19 protein-coding genes are annotated in these 16,525 nt (G+C 73.5%); 10 read left to right on the forward strand and 9 right to left on the reverse strand.

Annotated elements, in window-relative coordinates:
• Window positions 1-166: 166 nt before the first annotated feature.
• The gene (locus tag ACIRS1_RS32820) at window positions 167-1,981 is read right to left on the reverse strand and encodes an NHL domain-containing thioredoxin family protein (protein ID WP_402845764.1); all 1,815 of its coding nucleotides are present in this window, start codon (window positions 1,979-1,981) and stop codon (window positions 167-169) included.
• 117 nt (window positions 1,982-2,098) lie between these two features.
• On the opposite strand from ACIRS1_RS32820, the gene ACIRS1_RS32825 reads away from it, so the two are divergent.
• Complete coding sequence (locus tag ACIRS1_RS32825) at window positions 2,099-2,344, forward strand: hypothetical protein (protein WP_360213173.1); 246 nt, start codon at window positions 2,099-2,101, stop codon at window positions 2,342-2,344.
• Window positions 2,345-2,367: 23 nt separating this feature from the next.
• Here ACIRS1_RS32825 and ACIRS1_RS32830 read toward each other — a convergent pair whose 3' ends face one another.
• A complete protein-coding gene (locus tag ACIRS1_RS32830) occupies window positions 2,368-2,892 on the reverse strand; it encodes a GNAT family N-acetyltransferase (protein ID WP_402845766.1) in 525 nt (174 codons plus the stop codon).
• A 90-nt stretch (window positions 2,893-2,982) separates the two neighbouring features.
• Between ACIRS1_RS32830 and ACIRS1_RS32835 the strand changes: the two genes are divergently transcribed.
• The 5 genes from ACIRS1_RS32835 (at window position 2,983) to ACIRS1_RS32855 (ending at window position 6,893) form a co-directional block, all read left to right on the forward strand.
• A complete protein-coding gene (locus ACIRS1_RS32835; RefSeq protein ID WP_360213170.1) occupies window positions 2,983-3,471 on the forward strand; it encodes an LURP-one-related family protein in 489 nt (162 codons plus the stop codon).
• A gap of 111 nt (window positions 3,472-3,582) precedes the next feature.
• A complete protein-coding gene (locus tag ACIRS1_RS32840) occupies window positions 3,583-4,005 on the forward strand; it encodes a DUF350 domain-containing protein (protein WP_360213168.1) in 423 nt (140 codons plus the stop codon).
• 164 nt (window positions 4,006-4,169) lie between these two features.
• Window positions 4,170-4,739 (forward strand): GNAT family N-acetyltransferase, encoded by a 570-nt coding sequence (locus tag ACIRS1_RS32845; protein WP_360213166.1) that lies wholly within the window; start codon window positions 4,170-4,172, stop codon window positions 4,737-4,739.
• Window positions 4,740-4,827: 88 nt separating this feature from the next.
• Window positions 4,828-5,745, forward strand: coding sequence for a hypothetical protein (locus ACIRS1_RS32850; protein WP_402845769.1), 918 nt, complete (start codon window positions 4,828-4,830; stop codon window positions 5,743-5,745).
• 257 nt (window positions 5,746-6,002) lie between these two features.
• The gene (locus ACIRS1_RS32855) at window positions 6,003-6,893 is read left to right on the forward strand and encodes a class I SAM-dependent methyltransferase (RefSeq protein WP_402845771.1); all 891 of its coding nucleotides are present in this window, start codon (window positions 6,003-6,005) and stop codon (window positions 6,891-6,893) included.
• A 71-nt stretch (window positions 6,894-6,964) separates the two neighbouring features.
• Here ACIRS1_RS32855 and ACIRS1_RS32860 read toward each other — a convergent pair whose 3' ends face one another.
• The gene (locus tag ACIRS1_RS32860) at window positions 6,965-7,276 is read right to left on the reverse strand and encodes an ArsR/SmtB family transcription factor (protein ID WP_402845773.1); all 312 of its coding nucleotides are present in this window, start codon (window positions 7,274-7,276) and stop codon (window positions 6,965-6,967) included.
• 163 nt (window positions 7,277-7,439) lie between these two features.
• Here ACIRS1_RS32860 and cutA point away from each other — a divergent pair, with 163 nt between their 5' ends.
• Window positions 7,440-7,784: a divalent-cation tolerance protein CutA gene (cutA, locus tag ACIRS1_RS32865; RefSeq protein ID WP_402845774.1), complete on the forward strand. Its 345-nt coding sequence runs from the start codon at window positions 7,440-7,442 to the stop codon at window positions 7,782-7,784.
• Between the two features lie 78 nt (window positions 7,785-7,862).
• On the opposite strand, the gene metG is transcribed toward cutA, so the two are convergent.
• From metG to ACIRS1_RS32880, 3 genes are all read right to left on the reverse strand, one after another.
• On the reverse strand, window positions 7,863-9,596 hold the full coding sequence (gene metG / locus ACIRS1_RS32870; protein WP_360213156.1) for a methionine--tRNA ligase: 1,734 nt from the start codon (window positions 9,594-9,596) through the stop codon (window positions 7,863-7,865).
• Window positions 9,597-9,712: 116 nt separating this feature from the next.
• Window positions 9,713-9,913 carry a DUF397 domain-containing protein gene (locus ACIRS1_RS32875; protein WP_360213154.1) on the reverse strand — a complete coding sequence of 67 codons (201 nt, stop codon included), beginning with the start codon at window positions 9,911-9,913 and terminating at the stop codon, window positions 9,713-9,715.
• Window positions 9,910-10,764 carry a helix-turn-helix domain-containing protein gene (locus ACIRS1_RS32880; protein ID WP_402845777.1) on the reverse strand — a complete coding sequence of 285 codons (855 nt, stop codon included), beginning with the start codon at window positions 10,762-10,764 and terminating at the stop codon, window positions 9,910-9,912. The genes ACIRS1_RS32875 and ACIRS1_RS32880 overlap by 4 nt, the downstream gene beginning before the upstream one ends.
• 260 nt (window positions 10,765-11,024) lie before the next feature.
• Between ACIRS1_RS32880 and ACIRS1_RS32885 the strand changes: the two genes are divergently transcribed.
• A complete protein-coding gene (locus tag ACIRS1_RS32885) occupies window positions 11,025-11,180 on the forward strand; it encodes a hypothetical protein (RefSeq protein ID WP_360213150.1) in 156 nt (51 codons plus the stop codon).
• A gap of 138 nt (window positions 11,181-11,318) precedes the next feature.
• On the opposite strand, the gene ACIRS1_RS32890 is transcribed toward ACIRS1_RS32885, so the two are convergent.
• The 3 genes from ACIRS1_RS32890 to ACIRS1_RS32900 all read right to left on the reverse strand — a co-directional run bounded on the left by ACIRS1_RS32890 (window position 11,319) and on the right by ACIRS1_RS32900 (window position 13,602).
• A complete protein-coding gene (locus ACIRS1_RS32890; RefSeq protein WP_360213148.1) occupies window positions 11,319-11,513 on the reverse strand; it encodes a DUF397 domain-containing protein in 195 nt (64 codons plus the stop codon).
• 53 nt (window positions 11,514-11,566) lie between these two features.
• Entirely contained in the window at window positions 11,567-12,169 is a 603-nt protein-coding gene (locus ACIRS1_RS32895; RefSeq protein WP_360213146.1) for a GNAT family protein, read from the reverse strand.
• 149 nt (window positions 12,170-12,318) lie between these two features.
• Window positions 12,319-13,602 (reverse strand): adenylosuccinate synthase, encoded by a 1,284-nt coding sequence (locus tag ACIRS1_RS32900; RefSeq protein ID WP_360213144.1) that lies wholly within the window; start codon window positions 13,600-13,602, stop codon window positions 12,319-12,321.
• A gap of 126 nt (window positions 13,603-13,728) precedes the next feature.
• Between ACIRS1_RS32900 and ACIRS1_RS32905 the strand changes: the two genes are divergently transcribed.
• The gene (locus ACIRS1_RS32905) at window positions 13,729-14,583 is read left to right on the forward strand and encodes a diacylglycerol kinase (protein WP_360213142.1); all 855 of its coding nucleotides are present in this window, start codon (window positions 13,729-13,731) and stop codon (window positions 14,581-14,583) included.
• A gap of 294 nt (window positions 14,584-14,877) precedes the next feature.
• Complete coding sequence (gene purF / locus ACIRS1_RS32910; protein ID WP_360213140.1) at window positions 14,878-16,461, forward strand: amidophosphoribosyltransferase; 1,584 nt, start codon at window positions 14,878-14,880, stop codon at window positions 16,459-16,461.
• The last annotated feature ends 64 nt before the right edge of the window (window positions 16,462-16,525 follow it).

Raw genomic sequence — 16,525 nt, forward strand, 5'->3', positions numbered from 1 at the left:
TGGCGGCCGGACCCCCCCCTCCCGGCGGCCCCGCGCTACCAGCCCCTCCATGGAGGGCACCCGGCACAGCCGGGCGGGCCCGGGGGGGGCGCCCCCCCCCCCCCGGGCCCCTCCGCCGTGTGCCGTCCCGTACCGGCCGGGTGCCGCCCGCCGGGCGGTGCCGGCCCTACTCCATGCCGGCGAGCACCAGCGGCAGCCGGCGCGCGCCGTCGGCGGTCAGCTTCACCGGCACGCCCCAGTCCTGCTGGTGCACGTGGCAGGCCGGGAACTCGATCTCCGGGTCGTCGTCGCAGGACGCCGCCATCGCCGAGACGTGCAGCACGCCCTCGGTGACCGCGTCGGAGAGCACCAGCTCGCGGGAGAGGCCGCTGTCCGCGCCGGCACCGGAGACCAGCAGCTCGGGCGGGGTCGAACTGACCAGCAGACGGGTGGACGGGCCGTACCGCTCGTCCAGCTTCTGGCCGCTCGGCGCCGAGAACACCACGTCCAGCCGGAACGCGCCCGGGGCGACCTCGGTGGCCGCCCGCTGGGTGCGGTGCGCGACCGACTCGACCCGCACCGCCTCCTCCGGCAGCCGCAGCCTGGTCAGCCGGTGCCGGGCCGACTCGACCACCACGATGTCGCCGTCCACCAGCACCGCCCCGGAGGGCTCGCGCAGGTCGGTGGCCAGCGTGGTGACCTCACCGCTCACCGGCTCGAAGCGGCGCAGCGCGTGGTTGTAGGTGTCGCTGACCGCCACCGAGCCGTCCGGAAGCACCGTGACGCCGAGCGGGTGCTGCAGCAGCGCCTGCCCGGCCGCGCCGTCCCGGTGGCCGAAGTCGAACAGCCCGGTGCCGACGGCGGTGTGCACGGTGCCCGTTTCACGTGAAACCCAGCGCAGCGCGGAGGTCTCGGAGTCCGCGACCCAGAGCCGCTCGCCGTCCGCGGAGACCGCCAGACCGGACGGCTGGGCGAACCAGGCCTCGGCGACCGGACCGTCCACCAGGCCCTCATTGGTGGTGCCGGCCGCGACGCCGACCGTGCCGGCGGCCGGGTCGTAGGACCACAGCTGGTGCACGCCGGCCATCGCGATCCACACCGCGCCGTCGAACCAGGCGACGTCCCAGGGCGAGGAGAGGTCCACCTCGAGGGCCGGGCCGGTGGTCGCCGAACCCTGCCACCACTGGCGACCGGTGCCGGCCAGGGTGGTCACGCTGCCGTCCGCCAGCCGCACCCCGCGCAGTGCGTGGTTCACGGTGTCGGCCACGATCACGTCGTACTCCGAGCCCGCCGGCAGCAGCGCCAGGCCCTGCGGCTCGCTGAACCGGGGGCTGGTGCCGTCCACCAGACCGCGCTGCCCGTCGCCGATCCGCCGCACCACCGTCTCGCCGTCCTCGGCCAGCTCCACCAGCGAGTGGTGGCCGGAGTCGGCGACCAGGAAGTGGCCGTCGGCCAGGCGGACCGCCTTGCCGGGGAACCTGAGGTCCCCGGCGGTCGGCTCGGGCGCCACGTACGGGCCGTCGCCGCGGCGCAGCGTGCCCTTCGCGGCGTGCTCCGCCTCCAGCTCCTCCACCAGCCGGGCGATCGCGTGGGCGTGGCCCTCCCCGGCGTGCTGGGCGACCACGTACCCCTCCGGGTCGATCACCACCAGCGTCGGCCAGGCCCGCACCGCGTACTGCTTCCAGGTCGCCAGCGCCGGGTCGTCCAGTACCGGGTGGTGCACCTCGTACCGGGCGACGGCGTCCACCACGGCCCGGTGGTCCGCCTCGTGCACGAACTTCGGGGAGTGCACCCCGACGATCACCACGGTGTCGCGGTGCTTCTCCTCCAGCTCCCGCAGCTCGTCCAGGACGTGCAGACAGTTGATGCAGCAGAAGGTCCAGAAGTCCAGGACCGTGATCTTGCCCCGGAAGTCGGCGAGCGTGAGCTCCTTGCCGCCGGTGTTCAGCCAACCGCCTGCCCCGACCAGCTCGGGGGCGCGTACACGTGCACGAGATGCCATGCCTGTATCCAACCGCATCGCGCCCGGGCGGCATTCCGGGGCGCCGGCGGGGCGGGGGTCTGGGGTGGCGGGCGTGTCGGCGGGGGCGGTCGGCGGCTCCGTGCTGTCGTTGGCCGTATGACCACCTCACTCCTGATCCGGGCGGGGCTGACCGCCGCGACCGCCGTCCTGCTGGCCGCCGGTGCGGCCGCCCCCGCACCGGCCGCGGCCGCGCCGCGCGACGTCACCGCCGAGCAGTGCCGGGACGCCGGCGGCTGGGTGGAGGGCTCCGGCTACTGCGTGGGTGCCCTCGGGGACGACTACTGGGGGCAGCCCGTCGACGGGCAGGCCATCAACCCCCACCCGGCACCCGGGGAGGAGTGACCGCGCACCCCGGCGCCCGAGCCCTACGGCCGGACGGGGAGCTCCGCCCGCCAGCGCAGCTCCCCGTCCTGCCGCTCTCCGGTGGGGGCGAGGCCGAGGGCGCGGGCCACCGCCGCGGAGGCGTGGTGGTCGGGGTGGACGTGGGCCGTCACGGTGCCGATCCCGGCGGCGGTCAGGTGGGCGAGCAGCGCGCGGGCAGCCTCGGTGGCCAGGCCGCGGCCCTGCCAGGGGGTGCCGACCACCCAGGCGAGTTCGGCGTTCCCGGCCCGCACGGTGGTCTGCACGTAGCCGGTCAGGCGGCCGTCGGCCCGCAGCCGCAGTACCCAGTTGCCCCAGACCTCCGCCGGGTCGGGGGAGCCCGCGGCGAGCCGGGCGTAGCGGGCGCGCAGCTCCTCGGCGGTGGCCGGGGCGCCGCCGGTGAAGGCGTGCAGGGCGGGGTCGGCGAGCACGGCGGCCATCTCCCCGGCGTGCTCCGGGCCGATCGGGAGCAGGTCGAGTCGCCCGCTGTGCAGCGGGGCCGTGGTGTCGGGTCGTCGCGGGGCGGTCATGGCGGTATTGAACGCCGTCGTGTGGCGGTGCTTCCCGGCGGGTGGGGGGATCGGGTCGAATGGGGCCACGTCAACACGGAGGAGGCTGCTGTGCGGTACCTGGTCAGGGAGAAGCTGTTCGCGGTGGGCGACGACTACTGGATCGAGGACGACCGGGGCCACAAGGCGTACCTGGTGGACGGCAAGGTGCTGCGGCTGCGGCACACCTTCGAGCTGAAGGACGCGCACGGCCGGGTGGTCGCGGTGGTGAAGGAGAAGGCCTTCACCGTCCGCGACGCGATGAAGATCGAGGACGCGGACGGCGAGGTGGTCGCGACCGTCCGGGAGAAGCTGTTCACCCCGTTCCGCGACAAGTACCTGGTGGAGCTGGCCTCCGGCGGGGAGCTGAAGATCCACGGGAACCTGATCGACAAGGACTACCGGGTCGAGAACGAGCACGGCGACGAGCTCGCGCGGATCTCCCGCAAGTGGTTCCGGGTCCGGGACACCTACGGCGTGGAGATCGCCGACGGCGCCGACACCGGTCTGCTGCTGGCCGTCGCGGCCTGCGTCGACCACCTGGTGGCCGAGGAGGACTGACCGCGGGGGTTCCCGGATCCCCGGCCCGCCCTCACCCGCGTGGGGTATCTTTTGCCAACCCTTGACCGGTGCGGTCGGGGGACGGCGAGCGGACCGGGGGCTGGAACCACCATGAACGACATCCTGCACGGGCTCGGCGCGGCGGCCGCCTACGGAGCCGTCGGGGTGGTGCTGCTGCTCCTCGGCGTCGGCCTGGTCGACCTGCTGACGCCCGGCAGGCTCGGCCACCAGATCTGGGTCGAGCGCAACCGCAACGCCGCCGTCCTGCTCAGCTCGGCCCTGCTCGGCATCGGCGGCATCGTCTTCACCGCGATCATGTACACCTACGAGGACTTCGCCAAGGGCCTGGTCTCCACCGCCTGCTACGGCCTGCTCGGGCTGGTGCTGATGACCGTCGCCTTCTGGGCGGTGGACCTGCTCACCCCCGGGAAGCTCGGCGCGATCCTGGTCGAGCCCGAGCCGCACCCCGCGGTCTGGGTCTCCGCCAGCTGCAACATCGCGGTGGCGGCGGTGGTGTCGGCCGCGATCGCCTGAGCCGCGGCGGCCGGGTGGCCGGCACGGACGGGTGCGCCGGTCGAACCGTGCCGACCGGGGCCGTGGCTGACGCCGCGTCGGGCCGCGCCGGCGGGCCGCGAGGAGGGGGCGGCGGGCGCCGCCGACCTGCTGCGGAGCCGGGGCCCGGCCGGTAACGTACCGGCATGGCTGACCTTGAAGAACGCGCCGACGTCGTCGCGTCCGGTTCACGGCGGGCCGGAGCCGCGGTGGCCGTCAGACGGCGCCGCGTCACCGATCTCGCGGAGTGCGTCCGGCTGCTCGGCGACGTCCACACCACCGACGGCTACCCCGCCGACTGGCCCGACCGCCCAGCCGCCTGGCTGACCCCCGAGGGGCTGCTCGCCGCCTGGGTCGCCGACCTGGACGGCCGCCCGGCCGGCCACGTCGGCCTCTCCCGCAGCGCCCCCGGCGACGTCGCCCCCGCGCTGTGGAGCCACCGCACCGGCGGCAGGCCGGAGCTCACCGCCGTGATCGGCCGCCTCTTCGTCGCCCCCGGGGCGCGCGGCCACCGGATCGGCGCCCGTCTGATGGCGACGGCCGTGGTGCACGCCCGGATGCTGGGCCTGCACCCCGTCCTGGACGTCCTCGCCACCGACGCCCCGGCCACCGCGTTCTACCGCCGGCTCGGCTGGACCTGGCTCGGCAGCGGCGAGCAGCGGTGGGGCGCGGACCGCACGGTCGTCGTCCACTGCTTCGCGGCGCCCAGGGGATAGGCCCGGGCCCGCGGCTCCCCCGGCCGGGGGAGCCGGATCGTCGCGGGGGCGGAGGCCGCGGCGCGGGGGTGCGGGCGAGGCTGGGGCCATGGTGCGCAGCGGATGGCCGGTGGTCGGTTGGGGCGTCGTCTACGCCGGGTTCGGCGCGGGGTGCGCGGTGGGCGGGGTGGCGCTGTTCGGTGCACCGCGGCTGGGGTGGCTCGTCGCCGGGGTGGGTGCGGCGGCGGCCGCGGCCGGGGTGGCGGTGCGGCGGCGGCCGGCCTGGCGGCCGGTGCTGTGGCCGTTCTGCGGGCTGGCCGCGGTGGCGGCCTGGGGTCTGCTGATGGACGTGCTGGCACTGCTGTTCGGGCAGGCCGTGGACAGCGTCGCGGGTGCCGTGCAGCACGCCCTGGCGGCGGCCGGGGCGCTGCTGCTGGGGTCGGCGGCCCGTCGGCGGGGGCCTGCCGCGGCCCGGACGGTCGCCCCCTCCGAGGCCCCGGCGGCCGTCCAACTCGCGGCCTGGGCAGGGACCCTGGCCTTCGGTCCGTACGTCGCGATGAAGTCGCTCTGGGCGTTCGGCGGCAGCTTCGCCGGGATCGACGGCGACGAGATGGACGCGATGTACGCGCGGGACGGGGCCTCCGGGCTCTGGCGCACCCTGGAGTCCTGGGGGATCGACGGCACCGTGCTGCTGGCGGCGCTCGGCGTGTTCCTGCTCTGGGGGCTGGTGCGCCCCTGGGGACAGGTGTTCCCGCGCTGGGCCCCGGGGCTGTGCGGCCGCCGGGTGCCGCGCTGGTTGCCGCTCGCCCCGGCCCTGGTGGGCGCGGCCACGCTGGCGCCGTACGGGGTGGCCGGGATCGGCTACCTGGCGCTGTGCACAACGGGAGTGCTGGACGTCCGGCGGGGAGGTTTCTCCTCCGGGGCGGAGGCCCTGCAGGTGGGGTGGGTCGGGGCGGTGGCGTTCGCGGGGTACGGGGTGGCGCTGGCGGTGGCGACCCGGTCGTACTGGCGGCGGACCGGCGGCTGAGGCGGATTTGCGGAAACGGCAACAAAGCTTGCCGAATCGCCGGGAGGCGTCGCAGCCTGGCGGTGGCCGTCGGCGCCGTGCACCCGGTGGTCCGGGCAGGTCCGACGGGCCCGATGGCGCCGATGGCGCCGATGGCGGCGGGGCCCGATGCGGGCCGGCCACCGCCCGCTACCGAGCGCCCGGCCCCGCCGCACCCGCCCCGGCGGGGAGGCTCCTCCCGCACCACCGTCAGCCCAGCCACGATCGGAGTGACCACGATGTCCGGACACCAGCACCAGCACGGCCACGGCCACCACCACGGGCACGTCCCCGCCGCGGACTTCGACTGGGACGCGCTCGCGGACCACCTGGAGCGCGAGGCCGAGCTGCGCGCCCCCGCCGTGGCCGCCGCCGCGCAGTGGCTGCGCGCGCTGCCCGGCGCCGACGGGGCCGCCGTGCGGCGGGTGCTCGACGTCGGCAGCGGCCCCGGAGTGGTCGCCGGGCAGCTCGCGGACGCCTTCCCGGAGGCCGAGGTGGTCGCCGTCGACCAGTCGGCCGCCCTGCTGGAGCGCGCCCGGGCCCGCTCGGGCGGCCGCCTCGGCGTCCAGCAGGCCGACCTGCCCGCCGAGTTCGACAAGCTCGGCGAGGCCGACCTGATCTGGTCGGGCAACGCGATCCACCACCTCGGCGACCAGCAGGCCGCCCTGACCTCCCTCGCCGGCCTGCTGCGGCCCGGTGGCGTGCTCGCCGTCGCCGAACGCGGCCTGCCGCTGCGCTACCTGCCGCGCGACTTCGGCCTCGGCCGGGCCGGCTTCCAGGCCCGGCTGGACGCGGCGCACGAGGACGGCTTCAGCACCATGCGCGCCGAACTGCCGGGCGCCACCGCGGAGGTGGAGGACTGGCCGGCGATGCTCGGCCGCGCCGGACTCGTCCCCGGCGGCACCCGCACCTTCTTGGTCGACCACCCGGCCCCGCTCGCCCGCCCGGCCCGCGAGCACCTGCACGCCCAGCTGAGCCGGCTCCGGGACCAGCTGGCCGGGACCCTCGACCCCGAGGACCGGGCCACCCTGGAGGCGCTGCTCGCCGAGGACGCCCCCACCGGCATCCTCCACCGCCCGGACGCCTTCTACCTCTCGGCGACGACCGTGCACACGGCGCGCCGGCCCTGACCGCCCGCCCCGGCCGCCCGCCCCGGCCGCCCGCCCCGGCCGACCGCCGACCCCGCCCGCCGGCGACCAGGTCAGAGGGTCTGGCCGAGGGTGGTGATGAGCCGGGCGATGCGGTCCTCGTCGCGGCGGTAGTGGGTCCACTTGCCGAGGCGGGTGGCCCGCAGGAGACCGGCGCGCTGGAGTTCGGCCAGGTAGGCGGAGACGGTGGACCGGGCGAGGCCGGCCTTGGCGTGGATCAGACTGACGCAGACCCCGACCTCGTGCGGGTCGACGGCGGTGTCCGCCACCGGGAAGTGGCGTTCCGGTTCGCGCAGCCACGCCAGCAGTTGCAGGCGCGTCGGATTGGCGATCGCCCGCAGGGCGGTGACCAGGTCGGGATCCATGGCTGGAGATCGTACCGGCGGCCGTCGACGGCGGGGTTCCGGCCGACACCCGCCGTACGGCGGCGCGGTGACGGCTCGCCACGGCGGTCCGGTACGGCGGCCCGGGACGGCGGACGCGCGGCGGCGCCGCACGGCCGGCGGGCCGCCGCGGTACCGTCGCGGCATGGCAGCAACCGAGCACCGCCTGGTCGTGGTCACCACCACCCACGAGAGCGAGGAGCGGGCCCGCGCCCTGGCGTCCGCCGCCGTCCGGGAGCGGCTTGCCGCGTGCGCCCAGGTGTACCCCGTCCGGTCCGTCTACTGGTGGGACGGCGAGGTGCAGGACGCCGCCGAGTGGCGGACCGACTTCAAGACCAGGGCCGATCTCGCCGACCGGCTGGGCGCGTTCCTCGCCGACCGGCACGACTACGAGACGCCGGAGGTGATCGCCGTCCCGGTGGTCGCGGGCCACCCCGGCTACCTGGACTGGGTCGTCACGGAGACGGCCGGGCCGGGCCCGGGGGGCTGACCGGGCGGAGCCCCGGCCGGAGCGGACGGACGCGCGGGCCCGGCCGGAGGACCGGACGGGCCCGCGCGGGGTACGGGCTCAGCCCTCCTGGCCGCCGAAGCGGGCCGTCCAGCCGGCCAGGTCCTCGTCGGTGATCTTGGCGAACAGCACCGGCGGCACGGTGAACGCCGTCCCGGCCGGCACCAGGTCCAGCGCCCGGGCGTGGTCCGCGGACACCCAGGTGAGCGTGGCCGCCGGGGAGTCCTCGGGGAGTCCGAACGCGCCGCGCATCGCCGCGGCGGCGGTCGGGATGAACGGCTCGGACACCACCGCGTACAGGTGGATCAGGTTCATCGCGGTGCGCAGGGTGAGCGCGGCCGCGTCCGGGTCGGTCTTCACCTGGAGCCAGGGCGCCTTCTCGTCCAGGTAGGCGTTGCCCGCGCTCCACAGCGCGCGCAGCCCCTGCGCCGCCTTGCGGAAGTTGAGCGCGTCCAGCTGGGCCTCGTACTCCGCCAGCAGCGCGGCGATCTGCTCGCCGAGTCGTTCCTCGGCCTCGCCGGGCAGGTGGCCGGCGGGCACGTCGTCGCCGAAGCGCTTGCGGCTGAAGGAGAGCACCCGGTTGACGAAGTTGCCGAGGGTGTCGGCGAGGTCCTTGTTGACGACCGAGGCGAAGAGGTCCCAGGTGAAGCTGGAGTCGTCGGACTCGGGGGCGTGCGCCATCAGGAAGTAGCGCCAGTAGTCGGCCGGCAGCAGCTCCAGGGCGACGTCGGTGAAGATGCCGCGCTTCTGGCTGGTGGAGAACTTACCGCCGTAGTACGTCAGCCAGTTGAAGGCCTTGACGTAGTCGACCTTCTTCCAGGGGCGGCGCGAGCCGAGGATCGTCGCCGGGAACATCACGGTGTGGAACGGGACGTTGTCCTTGGCCATGAACTCGGTGTACCGGACGCTCTCGTCGGCCTCGTACCACCAGGACCGCCAGTCCCTGGTCACCCCGGCCGGCGCCGCGTCGGACCACTCCTTGGTGGCGCCGATGTACTCGATCGGGGCGTCGAACCAGACGTAGAACACCTTGCCCTCGGCGGCCAGTTCCGGCCACACGTCGGCGGGCACCGGGACGCCCCACTCCAGGTCGCGGGTGATCGAGCGGTCCTGCAGGCCCTCGGTGAGCCACTTGCGGGCGATCGAGGAGGCCAGCACCGGCCAGTGGTCGCCGTTGGCGGCGATCCACTGCTCGACCTCCTCGGTCAGCTTCGACTGGAGCAGGAACAGGTGCCTGGTCTCCCGGACCTCCAGGTCGGAGCTGCCGCTGATCGCCGAGCGCGGGTCCACCAGGTCGGTCGGGTCCAGCACCCGGGTGCAGTTCTCGCACTGGTCGCCGCGCGCCTTGTCGTAGCCGCAGTGCGGGCAGGTGCCGACGATGTAGCGGTCCGGCAGGAATCGGCCGTCGGTGTTGGAGTACACCTGGCGGATCGCGCGCTCCTCGATGAAGCCGTTGCGCTGCAGCTCGCGGGCGATCTCCTGGGTGATCTCCCGGTTCTGCGGCGAGGAGCTGCGGCCGAAGTGGTCGAAGGAGAGCCCGAAGCCGTCGTACACCGCCCTCTGGGCCCCGTGCGCCTGCGCGCAGAACTCGGCGACCGGCAGTCCGGCCTCCTGGGCGGCCAGTTCGGCGGGCGTGCCGTGCTCGTCGGTGGCGCAGATGTACAGCACCTCGTGGCCGCGTTGGCGCAGGTAGCGGGAGTAGACGTCCGCCGGGAGCATCGACCCGACCATGTTGCCCAGGTGCTTGATCCCGTTGATGTACGGAAGGGCGCTGGTGATCAGGTGGCGAGCCATCCTCGGATGCTCCGATTTCTCCCGCACGCGCACCCCACCCGGGGTGCTGTGCCAGGCGCAGGGGTCCACTGTGGGCTGCCCAGCCTACCGCCGCGGGGCCGGGGCGCAGCCCGGTTTCAGAGCGGGGTGAAGTCGGCGTACGGGTCGAACTCCCCGGCCTTGACCCCACGGACGAAGGCGGCCCACTTGCGCGGTGTCGTCCGCACGACCGTCTCGGGCCGGTCGGACTCGCGGATCTCCACCAGCCCGCCCGCGGCCCGGACCTCGACGCATTCGTTGCTCTCGCCGCTGGACGACGACTTGCGCCACGTGTTCATGTGAAGTCTTTCAGTAAGGCCCGGATGAAGTCCCGGGACTCGACCGGCCCGAGCGCGACCCCCGCGGTCTCCTCCTTGATCCGGCGGTAGGTCCGCAATTCGGCGTCGGCGTGCACGAACTTCGGGCCGTTCGAAAGGTCGATCTGGACGGTGTCGAGCTCGGGCACCGGCCCGCGCGCGAGATACAGGCTCTCCCCGGAACCGGGAAAGGTGTGCACGCTGAACGGGATCACCCGGATCTCCAGCCCGGGCCGCTCGGAATTCTCCAGCACGCTCCGCAACTGCCCGCGCAGCACTTCCGGCCCGCCGAACTGCATCCGCAGCGCGGATTCGTGGATGAAAGCGCTGTACGGCTTGGGGCGCTCGGTGAAGAGGTGCTGGCGCCGAATCCGGAATCCCGTCCGGGTGTCCGCGTCGTGCGGGGACAGCGGGGGGCGCAGCCGGGCGAACACCGCGGAGGCGTAGGCCTCGGTCTGCAGCAGTCCGGGGACGAAGGTGGTGTGCAGGATGGCCAGCGACTCGGCGTGGTGCTCCATCTCGGCGATGTCGATGATCCCGCCGGGCAGCCGTCCGCGGTAGCTGTCCCACCAGTACTTGCGCCGGTCCTGGGTCATCGCGAGCAGGGCGTCGAGGTAGCCGTCGTCATGGGTGCGGTCGCAGGTGCGCGCCCAGATCCGCAGCCGTTCGGCACTGATGCCGGCCTTGCCGTTCTCCATCTGGGAGATCTTGGGCAGGTCGGTGCCCAGCCTGGCCGCGAGGGTTTTCGGCGTCACGCCCACGCGTTCGCGCATCTTGCGCAGCTCGATGCCAAGGCGCTGTTGGCGCACGGTCGGAGACAGGCGGGGTGGCATGACTCTCTTCTCCGGATCGCGGGTTCGGTCGATGCTTCCGGTGAAGTGTGCCGCGCACACCCGGCCCTAGCTACTGAAATGGGGGATACCCCACGATGGAGTGAACGTCCACTCGCTCGGTAGCAAGTCTTGCACCCTGACCCTATGGTCGTGGCGTGTCACTCGCTGACTTGTTGTCGCCTAAACAGCTGCCAATCAGCAGTAAATACACACCAGATGCACGGTCGGGACGCCCCGACATCACCGACCGGAGACCGCCCGTGAACGCTCTCCTCGTCGCCGGATTGTCGGCCCTGCTGCTCGCCGTCCTATTCGTCGGCTGGCTGGTGTGGCTGGTCAACGCCCAGCCCCGCGAACCGCGTCGAGCAAAGGCGGAGTTCGTCGCGCCCCATTCCGCGCCGGCCGACAAGAACTAGGCCCCGGCCGTCCGGTGGCCTTTCCCGCCGACCTCGCCGACCTCGCCGGCTTCCGGGCCCCGCCGGCCTCCGGGCCCGCCGACCCGCGGCTCCGGGCCCCGCGCCCCCCCCGACCGGCGAGGGGCGCGGAGCCGGCCGCTACGCGTCGGCGACGAAGTGGTCGAACTCGCCGGCCTGCACGCCGAGGAGGAAGGCCTCCCACTTCTGCGGGGTGGTGCGGACGACGACCCCGGCCCCGCCGGACTCGCGGATCTCGACCATGCCGTCGACGGTCCGGATCTCCAGGCAGTCGTCGGAGTCGCCGCTCAGGGACGGCCGCTGCCAGTCGGTCATGGGTGGCTCCCGTGGTGGAGGTGGCGGGCGCTGGGCCCCTGCCCGGTCAACGATCAGCCGCGGGCGAGGCGTTCCTGCAGTCGCGACTTCGCGGCCGGCCACTCGTCGGCGAGCATCGAGAAGTAGGCGGTGTCGCGCCAGACGCCGTTGGCGCGCAGCCGCTCCCGGCGGTGGACGCCCTCGAACCGGGCGCCGAGGCGCTGGATGGCGTTGCGGGAGCGCTCGTTGAGCGCGTCGGTCTTCCAGTAGACCCGGCCCATGCCGAGGTCCTCGTAGGCGTGGGTGAGCAGCAGCAGCTTGGACTCGGTGTTCACCGCCGTGCGCCACACGGACCGGGCGTACCAGGTGCCGCCGATCTCGACGAGCTCGTCGGTGGCGGAGAAGTCGTAGTAGCCGGTGATGCCGACGGCCCGCCCGGAGGCGAGGTCGACGACGGCGAACTTCACGGCCGTCCCGGCGGCGACCTCGGCGAGCCGGACGTCGAGGGCCTCGCCCAGCTCCTGCTCGGTGGTGGGCGGGAGGGAGGGGATCCAGCGCCACACCTCCGGGTCGGGGCCGACGGCGGCCCAGAGCTCGGACAGGTGGTGGCGGCCGAGGGGCTCCAGGCGAACGTGGCGGCCGGTGAGGGTGACGGGGGCGGGCAGCTGTGCGGTCATGATCCGAAACTAGCGCGAGTCTGCACTAGAGGCAATGCATTTCTGCACTAGTGCAAAATTCCTGGCGCGGACGCGGCGAGGGCCCCGCGGGACGCGTCCCGCGGGGCCCTCCACTGCGACCCTGCCCGCTCCGCTCCCGGAGCCGGGGATCAGATGAACGAGTTGATCTGGATCGTCTCGTCGCGGCCCGGGCCGACGCCGATGGCCGAGATCGGCGCGCCGGACATCTCCTCCAGTGCCTTCACGTAGGCCTGCGCGTTCTTCGGCAGCTCGGCGAAGGACTTGGCCTTGCTGATGTCCTCGGTCCAGCCCGGCAGCGTCTCGTAGATCGGCTTGGCGTGGTGGAAGTCCGACTGGTTGTAGGGGAGCTCCTCGACCCGCCGGCCGTCGATCTCGTACGCGACGCAGACCGGGATCTGCTCCCAGCCGGTGAGCACGTCCAGCTTGGTGAGGAAGAAGTCGGTCAGGCCGTTGACGCGGGTGGCGTAGCGCGCGATCACCGCGTCGAACCAGCCGCAGCGGCGGTCACGGCCGGTGGTGACGCCGCGCTCGCCGCCGATGCGGCGCAGCGCCTCGCCGTCCTCGTCGAGCAGCTCGGTCGGGAACGGGCCGGAGCCCACCCGGGTGGTGTACGCCTTCAGGATGCCGATGACCCGGTCGATCTTGGTCGGGCCGATGCCGGCGCCGGTGCAGGCGCCGCCCGCGGTCGGGTTCGACGAGGTCACGAAGGGGTACGTGCCGTGGTCGACGTCGAGCAGGGTGCCCTGGCCGCCCTCCAGCAGGACGACCTTGTTCGCCTTGAGCGCCTCGTCCAGGACGAGGGTGGTGTCGGCGAGGAAGGGCTTGATCTTGTCCGCGTAGCCGAGGTACTCCTCGAGGACCAGGTCGGCCGGGATGGCGCGGCGGTTGTACAGCTTGACCAGGAGCTGGTTCTTGTCGTGCAGCGCCGCCTCGATCTTCTGGCGCAGGATCGACTCGTCGAACAGGTCCTGGACCCGGATGCCGACGCGGTTGATCTTGTCCGCGTAGGTCGGGCCGATGCCGCGGCCGGTGGTGCCGATCCGGCGCTTGCCGAGGAAGCGCTCGGTGACCTTGTCCAGGGTGCGGTGGTACGGCGTGATCAGGTGGGCGTTGCCCGAGACCAGCAGCTTGGAGGTGTCGATGCCGCGCTCGTTGAGCCCGTTGAGCTCGGAGAGCAGCACACCCGGGTCGATCACGACGCCGTTGCCGATCACCGGCGTCACGTTCGGGCTGAGGATGCCGGAAGGGAGCAGGTGCAGGGCGTACTTCTGGTCGCCGATGACCACCGTGTGACCGGCGTTGTTGCCGCCCTGGTAGCGGACGACGTAGTCGACGGAGCCGCCGAGGAGGTCGGTGGCCTTCCCCTTGCCCTCGTCCCCCCACTGAGCGCCAACGAGCACGAGTGCCGGCACAGGCGTACACCCCTTCCGGTTGGGGCATCCTGCGTAGGCCGCAGTCTGCCCCGAGATAGACGAAGCCCCTGGCGCAGTAGCGCAAGGGGCTCTTGCACCGAGAGATTACCTGAGGAAGGACCGGTCGTGTCGTCCCTGTCCACGCCTGCGAACGGCGGCCCCGAGCCGCTTCTGCTGCTCCTCGACCCGGCGGCCCGGCAGACCGACGGCGAGTCGGTGCGGATCGCGAAGGACGTGCTCTGCGGTGGTGCGGACGTCAAGGTGGTCTACCCGGAGAGCACGTCCGAGCTCGACCGGGTGCTTTCGCACCGGGGTCGCAGGCGACCGGTGGTGATCGGTTCCGACCTCGCGCTGCAGCGGGTCCTGCAGGCGCTGCACCGGCACCGTGAGCTGGGCGCGGATCCGGTGGGCATGGTTCCGGTCGGCCGGGCGGAGGAGCTGGCGGCGGCCCGCGCGCTCGGCGTGCCGGGCGAGCCGGTGCGGGCGGCGCGGGCGGTGCTGTCGGGGGCGTCGCGCAAGCTCGACCTGCTGGTGGACGACGGTGGCGGGGTGGCCCTGGGCGGGGTGCGGATCACCGGTGCCGGGGCGCGCCGGCCGGGCGGCCGTTCGGGCGGCTGGCGTTCGCTATGGGCGAAACTGGCTGCGGCCGAGCAGGCGAACGCCCTCACGGCCGAGGGGCGGCCCGCCGCCGAGCTCAGCCCCCGGGTCCGGGTCGAGGCCGACGGGCGGCTGCTGGCCGACGTGCACCGTCCGGTCCGGCTGGTCCAGGTGACGCTGCCGGGCGGCGAGTCGGACGGCGCCGGCGTCATGGAGGTGGTGGTCCGCGCGCCCGGCGCGCTCGTGCGGGCGAGGGCGGCGAGCGTCTCGGTGATCGGCCGCGGCTTCGGCTACGAGGCGGACGGCCGCGCGGTCGGCCCGGTCCGCGCCCGCACCTGGACGGTCCACCCGGGCGCCTGGGGGCTGCTGCTGCCGGCCGCCTGACGGCGCGCGCCGGCCCCCGGTGGCCGCCGGGGCGGCTCGCGGGGGTCGGTGAAGCGGGAGTGAACGCCGGGTGAGCAGGCTCACGTTCGCCGCCGCCGCGATCCCGACCGCTCCGCACACGGAACGCCCCAACAGGCGCGAACCGCAAGGCCAACCGCCACCCGCCGGAATTCCCCCCACCCGAAATCCCCACCCCGTAAGGGGTTTTGTCTACGCGCGTTACTGGCCGATCGCCCGACAAACGCGGCATCCCGCGTTCCGGAAGCCTGTGCCAACTGCCCTAGACTCGAAGGCGTGCCACGTGGTGACGGAAGACTCAACCACGATCTTCTTCCCGGTGAGAAAGGCCCCCAGGACGCTTGCGGCGTCTTCGGTGTCTGGGCTCCCGGCGAGGAGGTCGCCAAGCTCACGTTCTTCGGCCTTTACGCCCTGCAGCACCGCGGTCAGGAATCCGCGGGCATCGCAGTGAGCAACGGCTCCCAGATTCTCGTCTTCAAGGACATGGGACTCGTCTCCCAGGTCTTCGACGAGGCCTCGCTGGGGTCGTTGCACGGGCATATCGCCGTCGGACACGCCCGCTACTCGACCACCGGTTCCTCGGTCTGGGAGAACGCCCAGCCGACCTTCCGGGCGACCGTGCACGGTTCGCTGGCCCTCGGGCACAACGGAAACCTGGTGAACACCGCCGAACTGGCGGCCATGGTCGCCGAACTGCCCGGCGAGGAGCACGTCTCCCGCTCCGGGCGGACCGCCGCGACCAACGACACCGACCTGGTGACCGCGCTGCTCGCCGGCCACCCGGACCTCTCCATCGAGGAGACGGCCAAGGTCGTGCTGCCCAAGGTCAAGGGCGCGTTCTCGCTCGTCTTCATGGACGAGCACACCCTCTACGCCGCCCGTGACCCGCAGGGCATCCGCCCGCTGGTGCTCGGCCGGCTGGAGCGCGGCTGGGTGGTCGCCTCCGAGACGGCGGCGCTCGACATCTGCGGCGCCTCCTTCATCCGCGAGGTCGAGCCCGGCGAGCTCATCGCCATCGACGAGAACGGCATGCGCACCTCCCGCTTCGCCGAGGCGAAGCCCAAGGGCTGCGTGTTCGAGTACGTCTACCTGGCCCGCCCCGACACCTCCATCGCCGGCCGCAACGTCCACCTCTCCCGCGTGGAGATGGGCCGCCGCCTGGCGAAGGAGGCCCCCGTCGAGGCCGACCTGGTGATAGCGACGCCCGAGTCCGGCACCCCCGCCGCGATCGGCTACGCCGAGGCCAGCGGCATCCCGTACGGCTCCGGCCTGGTGAAGAACGCCTACGTGGGCCGCACCTTCATCCAGCCGAGCCAGACCATCCGCCAGCTCGGCATCCGGCTCAAGCTGAACCCGCTGCGCGAGGTCATCCAGGGCAAGCGCCTGGTGGTCGTCGACGACTCGATCGTCCGCGGCAACACCCAGCGCGCGCTGGTGAAGATGCTCCGCGAGGCTGGCGCGGCCGAGGTCCACATCCGGATCTCCTCGCCGCCGGTGAAGTGGCCCTGCTTCTTCGGCATCGACTTCGCCACCCGCGCGGAGCTGATCGCCAACGGCATGACCATCGAGGAGATCGGCCGCACGCTCGGCGCGGACTCGCTCTCCTACATCTCGATCGACGGCATGATCGAGGCCACCAAGCAGCCCAAGGACAGGCTCTGCCGGGCCTGCTTCGACGGTGAGTACCCGATGGAGCTGCCGGACCCGGCGCTGCTCGGCAAGCTCCTGCTGGAGGCCGAGATCAAGGGCGGCCAGCAGCCGCCCGCCGTGCGCGGCAAGCCGACCAGCGGCAGCGACCTGGACGGCGTCCAGTCGCTGCTCGGCGGGGCGGGCGCGGCCGACGCGCTGCGCCGCCCGTAGCGTCACCACGGTGGGGTCCCGCGAACCGGGGCCCCACCGCTGTTCAGCCCCCCGGCTGTTCCCG

The sequence above is a fragment of the Kitasatospora sp. NPDC101176 genome (genome assembly GCF_044768035.1).
GTDB lineage: Bacteria > Actinomycetota > Actinomycetes > Streptomycetales > Streptomycetaceae > Kitasatospora.

What these genes read in the sequence shown, in the direction of transcription:
- ACIRS1_RS32820 (WP_402845764.1), bottom strand. Translation starts at nt 1,981, where the DNA reads ATGGCATCTCGTGCACGTGTACGCGCCCCCGAGCTGGTCGGGGCAGGC.
- ACIRS1_RS32825 (WP_360213173.1), top strand. Translation starts at nt 2,099, where the DNA reads ATGACCACCTCACTCCTGATCCGGGCGGGGCTGACCGCCGCGACCGCC.
- ACIRS1_RS32830 (WP_402845766.1), bottom strand. Translation starts at nt 2,892, where the DNA reads ATGACCGCCCCGCGACGACCCGACACCACGGCCCCGCTGCACAGCGGG.
- ACIRS1_RS32840 (WP_360213168.1), top strand. Translation starts at nt 3,583, where the DNA reads ATGAACGACATCCTGCACGGGCTCGGCGCGGCGGCCGCCTACGGAGCC.
- ACIRS1_RS32845 (WP_360213166.1), top strand. Translation starts at nt 4,170, where the DNA reads ATGGCTGACCTTGAAGAACGCGCCGACGTCGTCGCGTCCGGTTCACGG.
- ACIRS1_RS32850 (WP_402845769.1), top strand. Translation starts at nt 4,828, where the DNA reads ATGGTGCGCAGCGGATGGCCGGTGGTCGGTTGGGGCGTCGTCTACGCC.
- ACIRS1_RS32855 (WP_402845771.1), top strand. Translation starts at nt 6,003, where the DNA reads ATGTCCGGACACCAGCACCAGCACGGCCACGGCCACCACCACGGGCAC.
- ACIRS1_RS32860 (WP_402845773.1), bottom strand. Translation starts at nt 7,276, where the DNA reads ATGGATCCCGACCTGGTCACCGCCCTGCGGGCGATCGCCAATCCGACG.
- cutA (WP_402845774.1), top strand. Translation starts at nt 7,440, where the DNA reads ATGGCAGCAACCGAGCACCGCCTGGTCGTGGTCACCACCACCCACGAG.
- metG (WP_360213156.1), bottom strand. Translation starts at nt 9,596, where the DNA reads ATGGCTCGCCACCTGATCACCAGCGCCCTTCCGTACATCAACGGGATC.
- ACIRS1_RS32875 (WP_360213154.1), bottom strand. Translation starts at nt 9,913, where the DNA reads ATGAACACGTGGCGCAAGTCGTCGTCCAGCGGCGAGAGCAACGAATGC.
- ACIRS1_RS32880 (WP_402845777.1), bottom strand. Translation starts at nt 10,764, where the DNA reads ATGCCACCCCGCCTGTCTCCGACCGTGCGCCAACAGCGCCTTGGCATC.
- ACIRS1_RS32890 (WP_360213148.1), bottom strand. Translation starts at nt 11,513, where the DNA reads ATGACCGACTGGCAGCGGCCGTCCCTGAGCGGCGACTCCGACGACTGC.
- ACIRS1_RS32895 (WP_360213146.1), bottom strand. Translation starts at nt 12,169, where the DNA reads ATGACCGCACAGCTGCCCGCCCCCGTCACCCTCACCGGCCGCCACGTT.